Source organism: uncultured Rhodoblastus sp. (assembly GCF_903903185.1).
In the GTDB taxonomy this organism is placed as follows: Bacteria; Pseudomonadota; Alphaproteobacteria; order Rhizobiales; family Beijerinckiaceae; genus Rhodoblastus.
This window is the reverse complement of sequence record NZ_CAIUXT010000153.1, coordinates 1-15,070: the sequence shown is the minus strand read 5'-3', so window position 1 is coordinate 15,070 and position 15,070 is coordinate 1. Positions and strand designations below refer to the sequence as shown.

General features: G+C 66.1%; 17 protein-coding genes. 6 read left to right on the top strand and 11 right to left on the bottom strand.

Annotation, left to right across the window (positions count from 1 at the left end):
• From QZY01_RS14600 to QZY01_RS14570, 7 genes are all read right to left on the bottom strand, one after another.
• A partial coding sequence (locus QZY01_RS14600) for a S1 RNA-binding domain-containing protein (protein ID WP_294538233.1) occupies positions 1-291 on the bottom strand: 291 nt, incomplete at its 3' end.
• A 291-nt stretch (positions 292-582) separates the two neighbouring features.
• Positions 583-915 carry a hypothetical protein gene (locus QZY01_RS14595; protein ID WP_294538232.1) on the bottom strand — a complete coding sequence of 111 codons (333 nt, stop codon included), beginning with the start codon at positions 913-915 and terminating at the stop codon, positions 583-585.
• A gap of 285 nt (positions 916-1,200) precedes the next feature.
• Positions 1,201-1,824 carry a (d)CMP kinase gene (cmk, locus tag QZY01_RS14590; RefSeq protein ID WP_294538231.1) on the bottom strand — a complete coding sequence of 208 codons (624 nt, stop codon included), beginning with the start codon at positions 1,822-1,824 and terminating at the stop codon, positions 1,201-1,203.
• On the bottom strand, positions 1,821-3,164 hold the full coding sequence (aroA, locus tag QZY01_RS14585) for a 3-phosphoshikimate 1-carboxyvinyltransferase (RefSeq protein WP_294538230.1): 1,344 nt from the start codon (positions 3,162-3,164) through the stop codon (positions 1,821-1,823). Before aroA ends, cmk begins: the two co-directional genes overlap by 4 nt.
• Positions 3,165-3,196: 32 nt before the next feature.
• Positions 3,197-3,784 (bottom strand): DsbE family thiol:disulfide interchange protein, encoded by a 588-nt coding sequence (locus QZY01_RS14580; protein WP_294538229.1) that lies wholly within the window; start codon positions 3,782-3,784, stop codon positions 3,197-3,199.
• The gene (gene ccmD, locus QZY01_RS14575) at positions 3,781-3,924 is read right to left on the bottom strand and encodes a heme exporter protein CcmD (protein ID WP_294538228.1); all 144 of its coding nucleotides are present in this window, start codon (positions 3,922-3,924) and stop codon (positions 3,781-3,783) included. Before ccmD ends, QZY01_RS14580 begins: the two co-directional genes overlap by 4 nt.
• A complete protein-coding gene (locus QZY01_RS14570; protein WP_294538227.1) occupies positions 3,921-4,673 on the bottom strand; it encodes a heme ABC transporter permease in 753 nt (250 codons plus the stop codon). The genes ccmD and QZY01_RS14570 overlap by 4 nt, the downstream gene beginning before the upstream one ends.
• A gap of 321 nt (positions 4,674-4,994) precedes the next feature.
• Here QZY01_RS14570 and acnB point away from each other — a divergent pair, with 321 nt between their 5' ends.
• Positions 4,995-7,598 carry a bifunctional aconitate hydratase 2/2-methylisocitrate dehydratase gene (acnB, locus tag QZY01_RS14565; protein ID WP_294538226.1) on the top strand — a complete coding sequence of 868 codons (2,604 nt, stop codon included), beginning with the start codon at positions 4,995-4,997 and terminating at the stop codon, positions 7,596-7,598.
• A gap of 108 nt (positions 7,599-7,706) precedes the next feature.
• On the opposite strand, the gene QZY01_RS14560 is transcribed toward acnB, so the two are convergent.
• The 3 genes from QZY01_RS14560 to QZY01_RS14550 form a co-directional block, all read right to left on the bottom strand.
• Complete coding sequence (locus QZY01_RS14560; RefSeq protein WP_294538225.1) at positions 7,707-8,828, bottom strand: hypothetical protein; 1,122 nt, start codon at positions 8,826-8,828, stop codon at positions 7,707-7,709.
• A 153-nt stretch (positions 8,829-8,981) separates the two neighbouring features.
• On the bottom strand, positions 8,982-9,512 hold the full coding sequence (locus QZY01_RS14555; protein WP_294538234.1) for a phosphoribosyltransferase family protein: 531 nt from the start codon (positions 9,510-9,512) through the stop codon (positions 8,982-8,984).
• Positions 9,512-10,015 carry a DUF3426 domain-containing protein gene (locus tag QZY01_RS14550; RefSeq protein WP_294538224.1) on the bottom strand — a complete coding sequence of 168 codons (504 nt, stop codon included), beginning with the start codon at positions 10,013-10,015 and terminating at the stop codon, positions 9,512-9,514. Before QZY01_RS14550 ends, QZY01_RS14555 begins: the two co-directional genes overlap by 1 nt.
• 114 nt (positions 10,016-10,129) lie before the next feature.
• On the opposite strand from QZY01_RS14550, the gene ftsE reads away from it, so the two are divergent.
• The 5 genes from ftsE (at position 10,130) to QZY01_RS14525 (ending at position 14,297) form a co-directional block, all read left to right on the top strand.
• Positions 10,130-10,792, top strand: a complete 663-nt coding sequence (gene ftsE / locus QZY01_RS14545) for a cell division ATP-binding protein FtsE (RefSeq protein WP_294538222.1) — start codon at positions 10,130-10,132, stop codon at positions 10,790-10,792.
• 20 nt (positions 10,793-10,812) lie between these two features.
• Positions 10,813-11,790 carry an ABC transporter permease gene (locus QZY01_RS14540; protein ID WP_294538219.1) on the top strand — a complete coding sequence of 326 codons (978 nt, stop codon included), beginning with the start codon at positions 10,813-10,815 and terminating at the stop codon, positions 11,788-11,790.
• A 106-nt stretch (positions 11,791-11,896) separates the two neighbouring features.
• A complete protein-coding gene (locus tag QZY01_RS14535) occupies positions 11,897-12,682 on the top strand; it encodes a lysophospholipid acyltransferase family protein (RefSeq protein ID WP_294538217.1) in 786 nt (261 codons plus the stop codon).
• A 59-nt stretch (positions 12,683-12,741) separates the two neighbouring features.
• Entirely contained in the window at positions 12,742-13,134 is a 393-nt protein-coding gene (locus QZY01_RS14530) for a hypothetical protein (protein WP_294538215.1), read from the top strand.
• Between the two features lie 143 nt (positions 13,135-13,277).
• Entirely contained in the window at positions 13,278-14,297 is a 1,020-nt protein-coding gene (locus tag QZY01_RS14525) for a DUF2125 domain-containing protein (protein ID WP_294538213.1), read from the top strand.
• Between the two features lie 6 nt (positions 14,298-14,303).
• On the opposite strand, the gene QZY01_RS14520 is transcribed toward QZY01_RS14525, so the two are convergent.
• The coding region (locus tag QZY01_RS14520) for a chorismate mutase (RefSeq protein WP_294538211.1) at positions 14,304-15,070 on the bottom strand (767 nt) is incomplete at its 5' end.

Sequence of the window (15,070 nt, the reverse complement as noted above, 5' to 3'; positions counted from 1 at the left end):
GCGCGAGATGACGGCTTCGCCGAGCGCGTTTTCGACGCGTTCGAGATAGACTTCGACCTCGTCGCCGACGGCGGGGGCCGGATCGCGGCCATGGCCGGTGAATTCCTTGAGCGGGACGCGGCCTTCGGTCTTGAGGCCGATATCGATGACGGCGACATCCTTTTCGATGGCGACGACGCGGCCCTTGACGACCGAACCTTCGAAAGCTTCGCTATCGCCATAGGTTTCGGCGAGCAGGGCGGCAAAATCATCGCGCGACGGATTGAAACCCGCGGTATTGGCAGACGTCATAAGTTCTCCTGAAATGCCCCGTCAGGGGCGGCGCCGGACCTTGGGTTGGCGTTGACAAAAGCTCCGTTCCGCTGGCGCGCATCTTTTTCAAGATGCGCCTCCGTCTGGGCAGACGGGCCGGCGCGGGCCGGCGGGCGGGAGCAGGTTTTTCACGCCGGGACGTAATGCGAACCTGCGTAAGGGGGGGACATATCAATTCCGGCGGGCAATCACAAGGAAAAAGCGGGAGGTTCTGCCACGCGCCGGCGGGACGAGTTCAAGCGCGGCCGCAATAAGCCCCATCGACGCCGGTCAATGGCTTTCCAGCCCGAGCCTTTGCTCCACGCGCCTGAGGCGGGCTTCGAGATCGGCGATGAGAGTTCCGTGGCCGATGACCGAGGAGTGATAGTCGATAACCGCGCGGCGCAGGCCGACGATCTGCTCCGAAAGGTCTTTTCGCGTTCCGTCGATCTTGGCGTCGAGCGTGTGGAGATCGGCGGCCACGTCCGCGCGCAGTGACTTCATCTCCGAGCGCAATTCCCCGAGGTCGGCCTTCGTCGCCGCGAGTTCGCCTTTCGTCGCCATTTCGCTGCGAATTTCGCGCAGCAGATGCAGCACAAGATTTTCGGGCTGGCCGTCGCTCATATGAACTCCTCACCGCCAAACTACACGAAATCCCATCCGCGCGCCATTGCCGCTCAGCTCACCACCGGGCTGCCAACTCAGGTTAATTTTTATGCTCATGAGCGTCATGGCCGTGCTTGTCACGGCCATCCACGCCGGCAAACAGGGCGAAACTTTCCTAAAGAGTTAGATGGTTCATACCAATTCGTTGACGAAGCGGTTCCGGCCCAGCGTGGATGCCCGGCACAAGGCCGGGCAGGACGGCCGCTGTCAATCCGGGTTAGGAACCCTGCAACTCGCCTTGCGTCAAACCCGCGCCGCCTCGACCATCGCCAGAGCCGCCGCAAAAGCCGCCTCGACGTTGAGATCGGTGGTGTCGAGCACATGGGCGTCCGCCGCCGGCTTTAGCGGCGCGTCGGCGCGCTCGGAATCGCGCCGGTCGCGTTTCACGATGTCTTCGAGAATGGCGGCGTAATCGACCTTTTCGCCGCGTCCGCGCAGTTCGAGCGCCCGGCGCTGGGCGCGGGCCTCGGGGCTGGCGGTGACGAAAATCTTCACATCGGCGTCCGGCGCGATCACCGTGCCGATGTCGCGTCCGTCGAGCACCGCGCCGTTTTTCCGCGCAGCGAAGGCGCGCTGCATGTCGATCAGGGCCGCGCGGACTTCCCGGATGGCGGCGACGACCGAGGCCGCCTCGCCCATTTCGCGCCCGCGCAGGCGGTCCTCGTCGAAATCGAGCAGGGCGAGGCCGCGCGCCGAAGAAACCGCCTTTTCCGCATCGTCGAGCTTGGCGCCCTGGTCGAGCAAGGCGCGCGCCGTCGCCCGGTAGAGCAGGCCGGTGTCGAGATGCGGCAGGTTGAAATGCGCGGCGAGGCGGCGCGCGAGCGTGCCCTTGCCGGAAGCCGCCGGTCCGTCGATGGCGATGATCATCCTGAAAATTCCGCGCCCAGTTGCGCCATCAGGGGGCGGAAGGTCGGGAAGGAAGTGGCGATCATGGTCTCGTCATCGACCGTCACCGGGTTTTGCGAGGCGAGGCCCATGACGAGAAAGCTCATCGCCAGGCGATGATCGAGATGGGTCTCGACCAAGCCGCCGCCCGCGCAAACGCCCGCGCCGCCCTCGACGATCAGGTCGTCGCCTTCGATCTGCGCGCGCACGCCATTGGCGAGGAGGCCGGCTTCGGTCGCCGCGAGGCGGTCGGATTCCTTGACCCGCAATTCCTGCAAGCCGTTCATCCGGGTCACGCCGGTTGCGAAAGCCGCGACCACGGCGAGAATCAGATATTCGTCGATCATCGCCGGCGCGCGGGCGGCGGGCACATCGACCCCGGTCAAGGCGCTGGCGCGAACCCGCAGATCGGCAACCTCCTCGCCGCCCTCCTCGCGCCGCTCCAGTACCTCGATTCGCGCGCCCATCTCAAGCAGAGTGGTCAAAAGGCCGGTGCGCAGCGGATTCATCATCACCCCCTCGACGACGATGTCCGAGCCTTCGACCAGCAGCGCCGCCGCGATCAAGAAGGCGGCGGAGGAGGGATCGACCGGAACCTTGATCGCGCGCGGGCGCAGTTCCGGGCGGCCTTCGAGGGTGATTTTCCGGCCATGCTCGCCAAAAGCCTCGCTGTGCAAATCGGCGCCGAAAAAGGTCAGCATTTTTTCGGTATGGTCGCGGCTGGCCTCGGTTTCGATTACCGTGGTGCGGCCGAGCGCATTGAGCCCGGCGAACAGCACCGCCGACTTGATCTGCGCCGAGGCGACGGGGGTGCGGTATTCGATCGGGGCCGGCTCGGGCGTTCCCTGAAGCAGGATCGGGCAGCGCCCGCCCTCGGCCTGTTCGAGCACCTGCGCGCCCATCAGCACCAGCGGATCGAGAATGCGGCGCATCGGGCGCTTGCGCAAGGAGGCGTCGCCATCGAAACGCGCGGTGACGCCATGGCCGCCGACGACGCCCATCGTCAGCCGCGAGCCGGTGCCGGCATTGCCGAAATCGAGCGCGTCGCGCGGTTCGAGCAAGGACCCGATCCCGGCGCCGAAAATGCTCCAGCTGCCCTCGCCAAGGCGCTGGATTTTCGCGCCGAGCGCCGTGCAGGCGCGAGCGGTGTGGAGCACGTCCTCGCCTTCGAGCAGCCCCTCGACGCGGGTCTCGCCGACCGTCAGCAGGCCGAGCAGGAAGGCGCGATGCGAAATGCTCTTGTCGCCCGGCGGTTTTACCTTTCCGCGCAGCGGACCGCAGGCGCTCGCGGTCAGGGGTTTTGCTTGGAATGCGTGGGACATGGCGATCCAGAGAAAGGCGGGCGTCGAAGAACCTAGCGGAGCGTCTTTTCGATTTCCGGCAGGACGATGTCTTTGAGCGCCCGTTCGGTGATCGGCCCGGTATATTTGAAGGCGACGGTTCCATCCCCGCGAACGATGAAAGTTTCCGGCACGCCGGTCGAGCCCCATTCGATGCCGACGCGGCCATTGAGATCGGCGCCGATCGCCGCATAGGGATTGCCGTCGCTGGCGAGATAGCTCAGCGCATTGGCCGGCTCGTCCGTGTAGTTGACGCCGACGAGGCGCACGCCCATGGCCTTGAGCGCCTCGTTGGCCGCGAGTTTTTTCAGCGCCGGATGCTCAACCCGGCACGGCCCGCACCAGGAGGCGAAGAAATTCAACACCGTGGTCCCACCCTGGCGCAGGTCGGCGTCGGCAAGGCCGGGCCGGTCGCCGCCGGGAATGGCCGGGAGGTTGAAGGCGGGCGCTTGCTGGCCGATCAGCGGCGAAGGCAGGACCGAGGAGCCGCCCCCCGATTGCAGCCGCAACACGAACAGGAATGCCAGCGCCAGAAAGCCGATCAACGGCAGCGCCGCCCGCCAGTTCAGCGGCGGCCTTGTGGTCTCGGCGGGCGGGCTCACCGGTCCTTCTCCGCCTGGTCGAACCGCGCCAGCTGTTTTTTCAGATCGCGGTAATCGAGCGCGATTTTCACCGTCAGGAAACCGACCACCACGGCGGCGAAGCCATAGGCGAAGGCGATATAGAAAGAATAATCCTTCATTGCGCCGCCTCCGGCGAAAATTCCGGCTCTTCGGCGCTGGCCGCGAGAATGCTCAGGCGGCGCAGGCGGCGGCGCAATATTTCATTGCGCACTTCCATCAGATGCAGGGTGAAGAACAACAGCGTGAAGGCCAGCGCCATCACCAGCAGCGGCCACAGCATCGAGGGCGAAATGGCCGGGCCGCCGAGCCGGAAGACCGAGGCCGGCTGATGCAAAGTGTTCCACCAATCGACCGAGAATTTGATGATTGGAATATTGACCACGCCGACCAGCGTCAGAATCGCGGCGGCGCGCGCCGCCTGCGACGGCTCCTCGATGGTCCGCCACAGGCCGATCAGGCCGAGATAGATCAGGAACAGCACCAGAACGGAGGTCAGGCGCGCGTCCCACACCCACCAGGTTCCCCACATCGGCTTGCCCCACAGCGAGCCTGTGACGAGGCAGAGCAAGGTGAAGGCGGCGCCGAGCGGGGCGGCGGCCTTCTGCGCGGCGTCGGCGAGCGGATGGCGCCAGACCAGAGTGCCGAGCGCGGCGCAGGCCATCACCATATAGGACATCATGCCGAGCCAGGCGGCGGGGACGTGGATATACATGATCTTGACCGAACCGCCCTGCTGGTAATCGTCCGGGGCGACGAAGAAGGTCAAGGCAAGGCCCACAATCAGCGCCAGCGCGGTCGCGCCGGCCAGCCAGGGAATCAACCGTCCCGCAAGGACAAGAAAATTTGTCGGATTGGCGTATTTGAGCATCGACCTTCAGCCATTGGTTCGCGCCAGCGCCGCCTGATTAGGCGGGCTTGCCGCCAAATGCAATTGTTTGCGGGCGAAATGACGGCGAACGCGCGCATTTGTCGCGAAACGGCGGCCGGCCCCCCGGCGCGCGATGCGCGTCGCGCCCGGCCTGCGGATTGCATCGGCCGCGGCGACCGTCGAAGGCCCAAAGCCGGACTTGTTAGCAACAACGACAATTGACGCGAAGGGCTCGGGCGTCGTTTATGCGTCCCCAGTTTCTTTCCGGGCGCGGCGACGACGAGGCCGCGCCCGCCCACCTTTGTAAAGAAAGAGTCCCTGATGCCGATGCTTGAAACCTATCGCGCCCATGCCGCCGAGCGCGCCGCGCTTGGAATTCCCGCGCTGCCGCTGTCGGCGAAGCAGACCCAGGAGCTGGTCGCCCTGTTGCGCGATCCCCCCGCCGGCGAAGGCGCCTTTCTCGTCGAATTGCTGACCCATCGCGTGCCGGCGGGCGTCGATGACGCCGCCCGCGTCAAGGCGGGATTCCTCGACGCCGTGGCTTCGGGCGTCGAGCAGAACGCCCTCGTCTCGCGCAAGCTCGCAACTGAACTTCTCGCCACCATGCTCGGCGGCTTCAACATCAAGCCCTTGATCGACCTTTTGGGAGACGCCGAAGTCGGCGCGGTCGCAGCGGAGGGGCTCAAGAAGACCCTCCTGGTGTTCGACTATTTCCACGACGTCGAGGAACTGGCCACGAAGGGCGCGGAGCCCGCCAGATCCAACGCCCAGAGCGTCATCCGGTCCTGGGCCGACGGCGAATGGTTCACCTCACGGCCGGAAGTTCCGGCCTCGCTCACCGTCGCAGTGTTCAAGGTCAATGGCGAGACCAATACCGACGATCTGTCGCCGGCACCCGACGCCTCGACGCGTCCCGACATTCCGCTGCATGCGCTGGCCATGCTGAAGAACGCCCGTCCCGGCATCGTCCCCGACGAACCGGGCGCGCGCGGCCCGGTGCGGCAGATCGAGGCTCTGGTCGCCAAGGGCCTGCCGGTCGCCTATGTCGGCGATGTCGTCGGCACCGGCTCGTCGCGCAAGTCCGCCACCAATTCGGTGCTGTGGTTCACCGGCGAGGACATTCCCTATGTCCCCAACAAGCGCTTCGGCGGCGTCTGCCTCGGAACGAAGATCGCGCCGATCTTCTTCAACACCATGGAAGACGCCGGCGCGCTGCCGATCGAACTCGACGTCTCCAGAATGGAAACCGGCGACGTCGTCGAACTGCGCCCCTATGACGGCAAGGCGCTCAAGAACGGCGAAGTCATTGCGCAATTCGCCGTCAAGTCGGAGGTGATCTTCGACGAAGTGCGGGCGGGCGGGCGCATTCCGCTGATCATCGGACGCGGCCTCACCGCCAAGGCCCGCGAATCGCTCGGCCTGCCGGTCTCGACCCTGTTTCGCCTGCCGGCGGTGCCCGCCGACACCGGCAAGGGCTTCACCCTCGCCCAGAAGATGGTGGGGCGCGCCTGCGGCCTGCCCGAGGGCAAGGGCGTGCGCCCCGGCAATTATTGCGAACCGCGGATGACCACGGTCGGCTCGCAGGACACCACCGGCCCGATGACGCGTGACGAACTCAAGGACCTCGCCTGCCTCGGCTTCTCCGCCGATCTGGTGATGCAGTCCTTCTGCCACACCGCCGCCTATCCCAAACTCGTCGATGTGCAGACCCACCGCGAATTGCCGGGCTTCATTTCCAATCGCGGCGGCGTGTCGCTGCGTCCGGGCGACGGGGTGATCCACTCCTGGCTCAACCGCCTGCTGCTGCCCGACACGGTCGGCACCGGCGGCGACAGCCACACCCGCTTCCCCATCGGTATTTCGTTTCCCGCCGGCTCGGGCCTCGTCGCCTTCGCGGCGGCGACCGGCGTCATGCCGCTCGACATGCCGGAATCCGTGCTCGTCCGCTTCAAGGGCGAATTGCAGCCGGGCATTACCTTGCGCGACCTCGTCAACGCCATTCCGCTGGCGGCGATCAAGGCGGGCCGGCTGACGGTCGAGAAAAAGGGCAAGAAGAACGTCTTCAGCGGCCGCATCCTCGAAATCGAGGGCCTGCCGGACCTGAAGGTGGAACAGGCCTTCGAGCTTTCCGACGCCTCGGCCGAGCGTTCCGCCGCCGCCTGCACGGTGCGGCTGAACAAGGAGCCGATCATCGAATATATGCGCTCGAACATCGTGCTGATGAAGTGGATGATCGCCAATGGCTATCAGGATCGCCGCTCGCTCGAGCGCCGCATCGCCGCCATGCAGGCGTGGATCGCCAATCCGGTGCTGTTGCAGCCCGACGCCGACGCCGAATATGCCGCCGTTTTCGAGATCGATCTCGCCGACGTCAAGGAGCCGATCCTCGCCTGTCCGAACGATCCCGACGACGTCAAGGTGCTGTCCGAAGTCGCAGGCGACAAGATCGACGAGGTGTTCATCGGCTCGTGCATGACCAATATCGGCCATTTCCGCGCCGCCGGCAAAATTCTCGCGGGCCGGACCGACATCCCGACCCGGCTGTGGATCGCCCCGCCGACCAAGATGGACGCCCATATCCTGACCGAGGAAGGCTATTACGCGACGCTCGGCAAATCAGGCGCCCGCATGGAAATGCCCGGCTGCTCGCTGTGCATGGGCAACCAGGCGCAGGTCCGCAAGGGCGCGACCGCCGTTTCGACCTCGACCCGCAACTTCCCCAATCGTCTGGGCATCGACACCCGCGTCTACCTGTCCTCGGCGGAACTTGCGTCCGTTGCGGCGCTGCTCGGCAAGATCCCGACCTTCGAGGAATATATGGCCGAGATCGGCAGCCTGAAGGGCAAGACCGAAGAAGTCTACCGCTACATGAATTTCGACCAGATCCCGGAATTCGTCGAACTCGCGGAAACCGTGGGCGCCTGAGACATAGAGGCGGGGCGCCGCCGGCGCCTCACGTTCCCATTTGCCCCGGTTGACGCGCCGGCCCGGAAAAAGCTGATTTCAGCTCTTTCCGGGGCTCTTCGCAAAAATTCAGATCGGATAGCGGAGGATGGCGGCAAGATCCGCCTTGCCCGGAATGTCGTCGCGGCGCGCCGCCACCACGCGCCCGCCCGATTGCAGCACCCGCCGGGCGATTTCGTCGACCACGCCGTAATTGATCGCGTCGGGCTTGTCGTCGATGGTCACCGAACCGTCTTCGTCGTTGACGCGGCCCGAAATCACCGTGTCCATGTCAACCAGAATGGTGTCCACGGCGCCAAAGGTGGCGGCGCGCGCCGCCTGCGCCACATCGCTGGTGGCGCGGCCCTGCGCCTGACGGGCGGCGAACAGCGCGCCGAGGCTCGCGATTTCCGCGGCGTAGATTTCATCCAGCACGCCGCGCGCCGCTGCGGCGAGCTCGTGATCCGGGGTTTCGGCGTGGTTGCCCGCAATGACCTGCGCGGCGAGATGCCCATAGCTGGCGGTATTGCGGAAAATCGACGCCAGCGGTTCGGCGGCGGCGAGAATCAGCGGGGCGTTCTCGCCCTTGAGGAACGGACGCAAGGCCTGGTCCACCGTGCGCGCATAGCGCGTCAGCGTCGCGCTTTCGCTGGTTTGCTCGCCCGAGCGCATGCCCCCGTCTTTTTCGATATGGCTGCGACGTCCGAGCGCGGCGTTGAAATCGCGCGGCAGGCCGGGAACGGCGACCGCATGGGGCGGCAGATCGGCGGAAACCTCGATCAGGCGGACGGCGCCAATGCCGATGACCAGAACATAGGCGTGATGCGGGAAGGCGACGGAGCGCAGCAGCGGCTTCAAATGGAAGCGGTCGGAGACTTCGACCGCGTTGGTCAGCTTGTTGGGCAGGCGGAAGCTGCGCACGCGATCCCTGGTGGCGAAAATCGCGAGGCTATTGGCCTGGACCGCCCAGAAATCGTCGTCCTCGATGATTTCTTCGACCGCGCTCTGGATCGGCCAGATGTCGCGCTTGTCGGTTCCGGCGGCCTCCAGTTGCGCGACCGCCTCCTTGAGCAGGTTCTTGAGTTCGATCCGGTCGGCCTTCGCGTCCTGCGTCGTCGGCGTGGTGCGCAGATAGATCGAGACCGCCGGCGCCTGTTTGTGTTGAGCCAGTTGTTCGATTTCGGTCCGGCTCGGCAGATCGATATGCAGCACGAAACATCTCCATTAAACAGCTTGTCGGCGGAGGCGGCCCCACTTTTGAGGCTGTTCGTTCCGCCGCGCGGTTCCCCGATCGGGCGCGCAGGCGTTGCTGATATCACAGCCGCTCCAAAACCCGCGCTGTTTTAAAATTATTGCTTTCTCGCCTCAAATGCCGTCGAGCGCGCCGATGAACGGCAACTCGCGGAAGTGTCCCGCGTAATCCATGCCATAGCCGACGATAAACCGATTTGGGCAGGTAAAGCCGATGAAATCGGCGGCGACCTCGACCTCCCTCTTATGCGGCTTTTCCAGCGCCACCGCGATCAGCACGCGACGGGCGCCGCGCGCGAGCAACAGGGTTCTGGCGAAGGAAAGCGTGCGGCCGGATTCGAGAATATCGTCGATCAGCAAAACGTCGCGGCCAAGCGTTCGCGCCGTGACGTCGCGCGCCAGCTTGACCCGGCCCGAAGAGGCGACGCCTTCGCCATAGCTGCCGATTTGCAGGAAATCGACTTCGGGCGCGACCCCGGCCCGGTGCAGGGCGCGCAAGAGATCGGCGGCGAAGACGAAGGCCCCGATCATGATCGGCACGGCCAGAAGGTCGTCGGGCGCGACCGCCGCGACGGCGCCGGCGATGGCGTCGACGCGCTCGGCGATCGCGGCCTCGTCGAACAGGATTTGCGGCTCTCGCTGCATCATGATCCCTTACCCGCCCGCTCGGCGGCGCCGGCGAAACGCGCCCGCACCTCGCGTCCCTGCGGCGGCGGCGCGGCGAGACGCGCGCGAAACGGCGCCGTCTCAAAGGCCCCCAGCCGAGGTTGCGGCGCAGCGGCGGTCCAATGATAGACTTCCTGACCGGCGGCGTCGAGCACCGCCAGTCTCACCCGCGGCGCCTCGCGCGGTTCTCCTCCGGAATTGCGGATTTCGCCCTCCACCACCAGGATCAGCCGTCCGTCCTCCTCGGTCAGCCGGGAGACCAGCGGGCCGAACCTGAGGCGGCGCGTATGGCCCTCCAGTCCCAATGCCGCATAGGCCGGCGCGAGAACCGGCGCCAGCGCCAGAATTTTCGTCCGCGCGCCGATCAACAGCGACCACAGGACGACAAGGGCGAGCGCCGCGCAGGCGACGCCGCCGGGACGGCGCCGCACGGCGGGAGAATCATGTTCGGCGCGGGGCCGAGGCAGGGAGCCATTGTGCATAAATTCGCCGGATGCCAGAATCGCAGGCGCCGGATTTGACGCGTTTCATTGGTGTGCTGCTATGGTTAAAACCGGGTTAACAAGCGTGATTCGCGCGCAGCAGGAGCCCTCTCCGTGGTTCGGTTCGAAAATGTCGGCTTGCGGTACGGGATGGGCGCGGAAATTCTGCGCGACATCAGTTTCGACATCGGCCCTCGCACCTTTCAGTTCCTGACCGGGCCTTCGGGCGCCGGCAAGACCACGCTGTTGCGCCTGATCCTGCTGGCGCTGCCGCCGACGCGCGGCCTGATTACGCTGTTTGGCGAGGATTCCGCCCAGCTCGACAAGGATTCCATCACCGCGTTGCGCCGCAAGGTCGGCGTGGTGTTCCAGGATTTTCGCCTGCTCGACCATCTCACCACCTATCAGAATGTCGCCTTGCCGCTGCGGGTGCAGGAGCGCGACGAGGCGAACTATCGCGCCGAAGTGACCGAGCTTCTGCACTGGGTGGGGCTGGGCGAGCGGATGCATGTCTATCCGCCAGTGCTGTCGGGCGGCGAAAAACAGCGCGCGGCCATCGCCCGCGCCCTGATCATGCGGCCGGAACTGCTCGTCGCCGACGAACCCACCGGCAATGTCGATCCCTCGCTGGCGCGCCGGCTGATGCGGCTGTTCCTCGAATTGCACAAATCCGGCACTTCGGTGGTGATCGCCACCCATGATCTCGCCTTGATGGACCAGTTCGACGGCGCGCGGCGGCTGGTGCTCGGCGACGGCCGCCTGCATATTTACGATTGAGCGCGAGATGAGCGACCAGCATGAGTGACCCCTTGCCGACCGCTTCGCCTGCATCCACGCCGCCGCAGGCGGAAGACAACGAGGACGTGTGGAGCGACACGCCGCTGGTGCCGCCGGAAAGCGTGGCCGGGCGGGCGCTGGCCATCGTCATCGCCATCATGACCTTTCTGGCGGCCCTGACCGCCGGTTTCGCCCTGGCCCTGACCGACGCCTCGCAGCAATGGCGCGGCGCGGTGGGACTGGAAATGACCATCCAGGTCATGCCGCGTACGGGCCGCGACATCGAGGCCGACGCTGCCAAAGCGGCGGAAATCGCCGCCTCCTTCCCCGGCGTCGGGGAGGCGCGGGCCTTTTCGCGGGCGCAATCGGAGGAGCTTCTGACCCCCTGGCTCGGCGCGGGGCTGGATTTGAGCCAGTTGCCGGCGCCGCGCATGATCGTGGTGCGGCGCGACGGCAATGGGCGCCTCGACGAAATCGCGCTGCGCGCGACGCTCGACGCCGCCTTGCCCAACGCCGTTCTCGACAATCACGGCGCCTGGATGCAGCGGCTCGATGACATGGCGCGGGTGGTGGTCGGCGCGGCGATCGGCATTTTCGCGCTGGTGCTGACCGCGATGGGCCTCGCCGTCGGCTTCGCCACGCGCGGCGCCATGGCGGGAAACCGCGAAATCATCGAGGCGCTGCATTATGTCGGCGCGGCGGACGGCTTCATCGCCCGGCAATTCCAGTTGCATTTCCTGGCGCTCGGCCTGCGCGGCGGGGCCATCGGCGGCGGCGCGGCGATCGCACTGTTCGTGGCGCTCCGGCTGTTGTCGCGGCGCTGGGCGACCAGCGCCTCCGGCGAACAGGCCGAAGCCCTGTTCGGCTCCTTCGCGCTGGGCTGGGGCGGAATCGCGACGATCGCCGCTTTGTCGGTCGGCGTGGCGCTGCTCACCGGCTTCATGTCGCGCCAGATCGTCTATCGCAGCCTTGGCGATTTCTCGCGCCGGCCCAAATGAAATTTGCCCGCACACGTTTTGCGCCGCCAACGTCATTTCCCGTCGAAAAACGGCAAAGCCGGACCTTTCGCTTTTCATTTGACGCCACATCCGGCAAAAGCACGCCATGCTGATCCTGCGCTCGCTCCTGTTCAACATCGCCTTTTATGTCAATCTGACCGTCATCATGATCGGCGGTCTGCCGACCATGCTGTTCAGCCGCGCCCGCATTCTCGATGTCGCGCGGGTCTGGGCCCACTCGTCGCTCTGGCTGCTCGACAAGATCTGCGGCCTCAAGGTGGAATTCCGCGGCCACGAACATCTGCAGAGCCTCGGCGACCGGGGCTTCATCATCGCCGCCAAGCATCAATCGGCCTGGGAGACTTTCGCGCTTCTCACGCAGATGCGCGACTTCACCTTCATCGTCAAACGCGAACTGACGCAAATTCCGCTGTTTGGCCTCTATCTGAGCCGCTCGAACCAGATCGCCATCGACCGCGCCAGCCGCTCCGCCGCCCTGCGCGATTTGATCCAGCAGGCCGGCGCGGCCATCGCCGAGGGGCGCGCCATTTTCATCTTTCCAGAGGGCACCCGCCGCGCGGCCGGCGCGCCGCCGCACTACAAGAGCGGCGTCACCCATCTCTATGCCGCGACAGGCGCGCCCTGCCTGCCGGCAGCGCTTAATTCCGGCCTGTTCTGGCCGCGCCGCACCTTCATCCGCCGCCCCGGAACCGTGGTAATCGAATTTTTGCCGCCGATCGAAGCCGGCCTGCCCAACGCCGAATTTGCCGGCATTCTGCAGGAGCGGATCGAAACGGCCACCGGCCGGCTGATCGCCGAGGCCCTCGCGAAAGACCCGAGCCTCGCCGTCAATCTCGAAAAAAGCGACGCTGCGGCAGCCGGCGCGGCTTGACTTTATACCCGTTTTGTTCTTTTTTGTTCTTGTTACCTTCATTTTGGTCAGGAACGAAAATGGCCCGCCAGCAAGAAGCCGCTCCATCGCCTGCCTCGCCTCTTCCGGCCCGTTGCCTGCCGCTCGCCTGCCTCGACGAGACGGGGATGGAAAATTTTCTGCGCTTCTGGCGGGGCGCTTCGGGGCGCCGCTACATCTGCTCGGTTTACGCCATCGGCGCGCCGCCCGTGTTCGATTGTGCGCGCTCCGTCGTCGCCGCCGTGCGCCAGGAAGCGGACGGCGCCAAAATCCTGTTCGCCTTCCAGCCCGGCCCCGAGGCCGAGCGTGACGGCCTGCGGCTGTGGACGGAACAAGCGCGCCGCGAGGGCGCCGACGAATGGCATGTCCATCTGCTGGCCGGATCGCCGGAGGCGCGGGAATCGGCGCTGCGCGATCTGGCCTGCGCCGCCTGAATTTGGGCGGCGTTGGTTTTGGCGCAGGCGCGGCGCAATCCCTGACGGCGGCGATTTTTCATTTCCCGGGAACCTGCTATAGCAACCCAGCCTCGCGGACTTGATCGTCCGCTGCGCCAGATTCTCCCGATTGCGCGAGCGCCATGGCCTTTCTGCCCAATTCCCGCCTCCTGCGCCGCCTTGGTCTCGGGCTCGTCCTTCTGGTCTGTCTGGCCATTGGCCCGTTCTGGCTCTATTCGGCGAACCGGCTCGCCGCCTATATGGACCAGAAGACCTTCGGCGACGCCTCGGTCGCCGATTTCTGCGCCTCCAGCGACATTGGCGGCTTTCCGTTCCGCCTGCGGGTCAAATGCGGCGGCTTTTCCGCGCCCCTGAGCATCGGGCAGAACGACGTCCTCGCCAAGGTCGAGCAGGCGCGCGGCGAAGCCAGCATTTTTTCTCCGGGCCATCTGTCGATGAGTCTTTCCAGCCCGGTGAGCCTGCAAAAGCCCGACGGGAGCGTGTTCGCGAAATTGCGCCATGACGGGCTGACGCTCGACGTCGCCTGGTCGCGCGCAAAACTCGACAAGGCCAATCTCGATGTCGCGGCGCTCGACTGGCGCCCGGAGTCCAACGATGCCGGCGTCGCCTTCAACCTGCAAAAACTGTCGGCGCAACTCCAGCCTTTGCGCGAGGAAGGCGCGCTGCGCTTCGATCTCGCTGGCGAAGGCCTGACCTCGCCCCTGCTGCAAGCGCTGATCCAGAAGAGCGATCTTGGCCATTTCGCGCTCAAGGCCAAAATCTCTCCCGCGCCCGCCCCCGCCGCCGACTGGCGCGCCGCACTCGACCTTTGGCGGCAGAACGCCGGCGCGGTGGCGATCGAACAATTCGACTGGCAGGCCGGCGAACTCGCCCTTCGCATCGACGGGACGCTGGCCCTCGACGAGGCGCATCGCCCGTCGGGGCGCCTGACGCTCGCCGCCAAGGGCGCCGGACCGTTGTTGACCCGACTCGGCGTTCCGGCCTTTGCCGCACAGGCGCAAAATATTATCGGCGCGCTGCTCGGCAAACCAGCGGCCCAACCCGAAGACCGCGACGCCATCGTGCTGCCGCTGGTTCTCGCCAAGGGTCAGGTTTTTCTCGGGCCGCTGCGCCTGCCGGCCAGTCTCGCGCCGCTGTATTGAGCCAACTCACTTCAACGCAAACCGCTCGGCATGGCTGCCGACCCAGGCCGCGCCGCCCTGCGCCGGCAGGCTCAAACCCGCCGCGAGCTTTTCGGCGCTCCAGTCGCCCGGCGCCGACACCAGCAGGCAAACGCCGTCTTCCAGCGGCGCCCGCGCCAGAGCCTCGCAGCCGGTCGCCTGAAACGCGCCGTCGTCGGGCGCGGGCCCGCCGCGCCAGTCCAGCGAAAACAGCGCCACGTCGCGCGCCGCGGCTTCGGCGAGCGGATTGGAAATGATGAACACCGGCAGCCCCGCGGGATGATCGGGCCGCTCGACGAAGGGCAGCCGGGCGATGATTTTCGGCGCATTTTCGGGCGTGAGACCGCGCCACCAGGCCCCATCCGCGGGCCGCGCGCTGGCGCGAAGCATGCCGAGATCGCCGCCGCCGTCGGCGCGCCCGGAAGCGGCGACCGCCGCAATCGTCGAGGCGGGACCGGGGTGCGGGCGCAAGGGGACCGTGAAGCCGAAATGAAACCGCGCCGAATCGCGCATGGCCGCGTCGCCCTCCGACATGTCGGCGTGGACCGCGTAATTCGACTGGACAAAGGTGAAGGTGGAGATGATCACCCGCCAGATGCTCTCGACCGTGTCGAGCGGCAGGCGCCCATGATGGCGCGCGGCGATGACACGCATCATGTCGTCCTCGCGACCCTGACGGAAGGGCGAACCGCCGCCCTGGCGCGCCTTGACCGCGATCAGCAGGGCGATGATATCGCCTCGCTTCATCAGCAAAT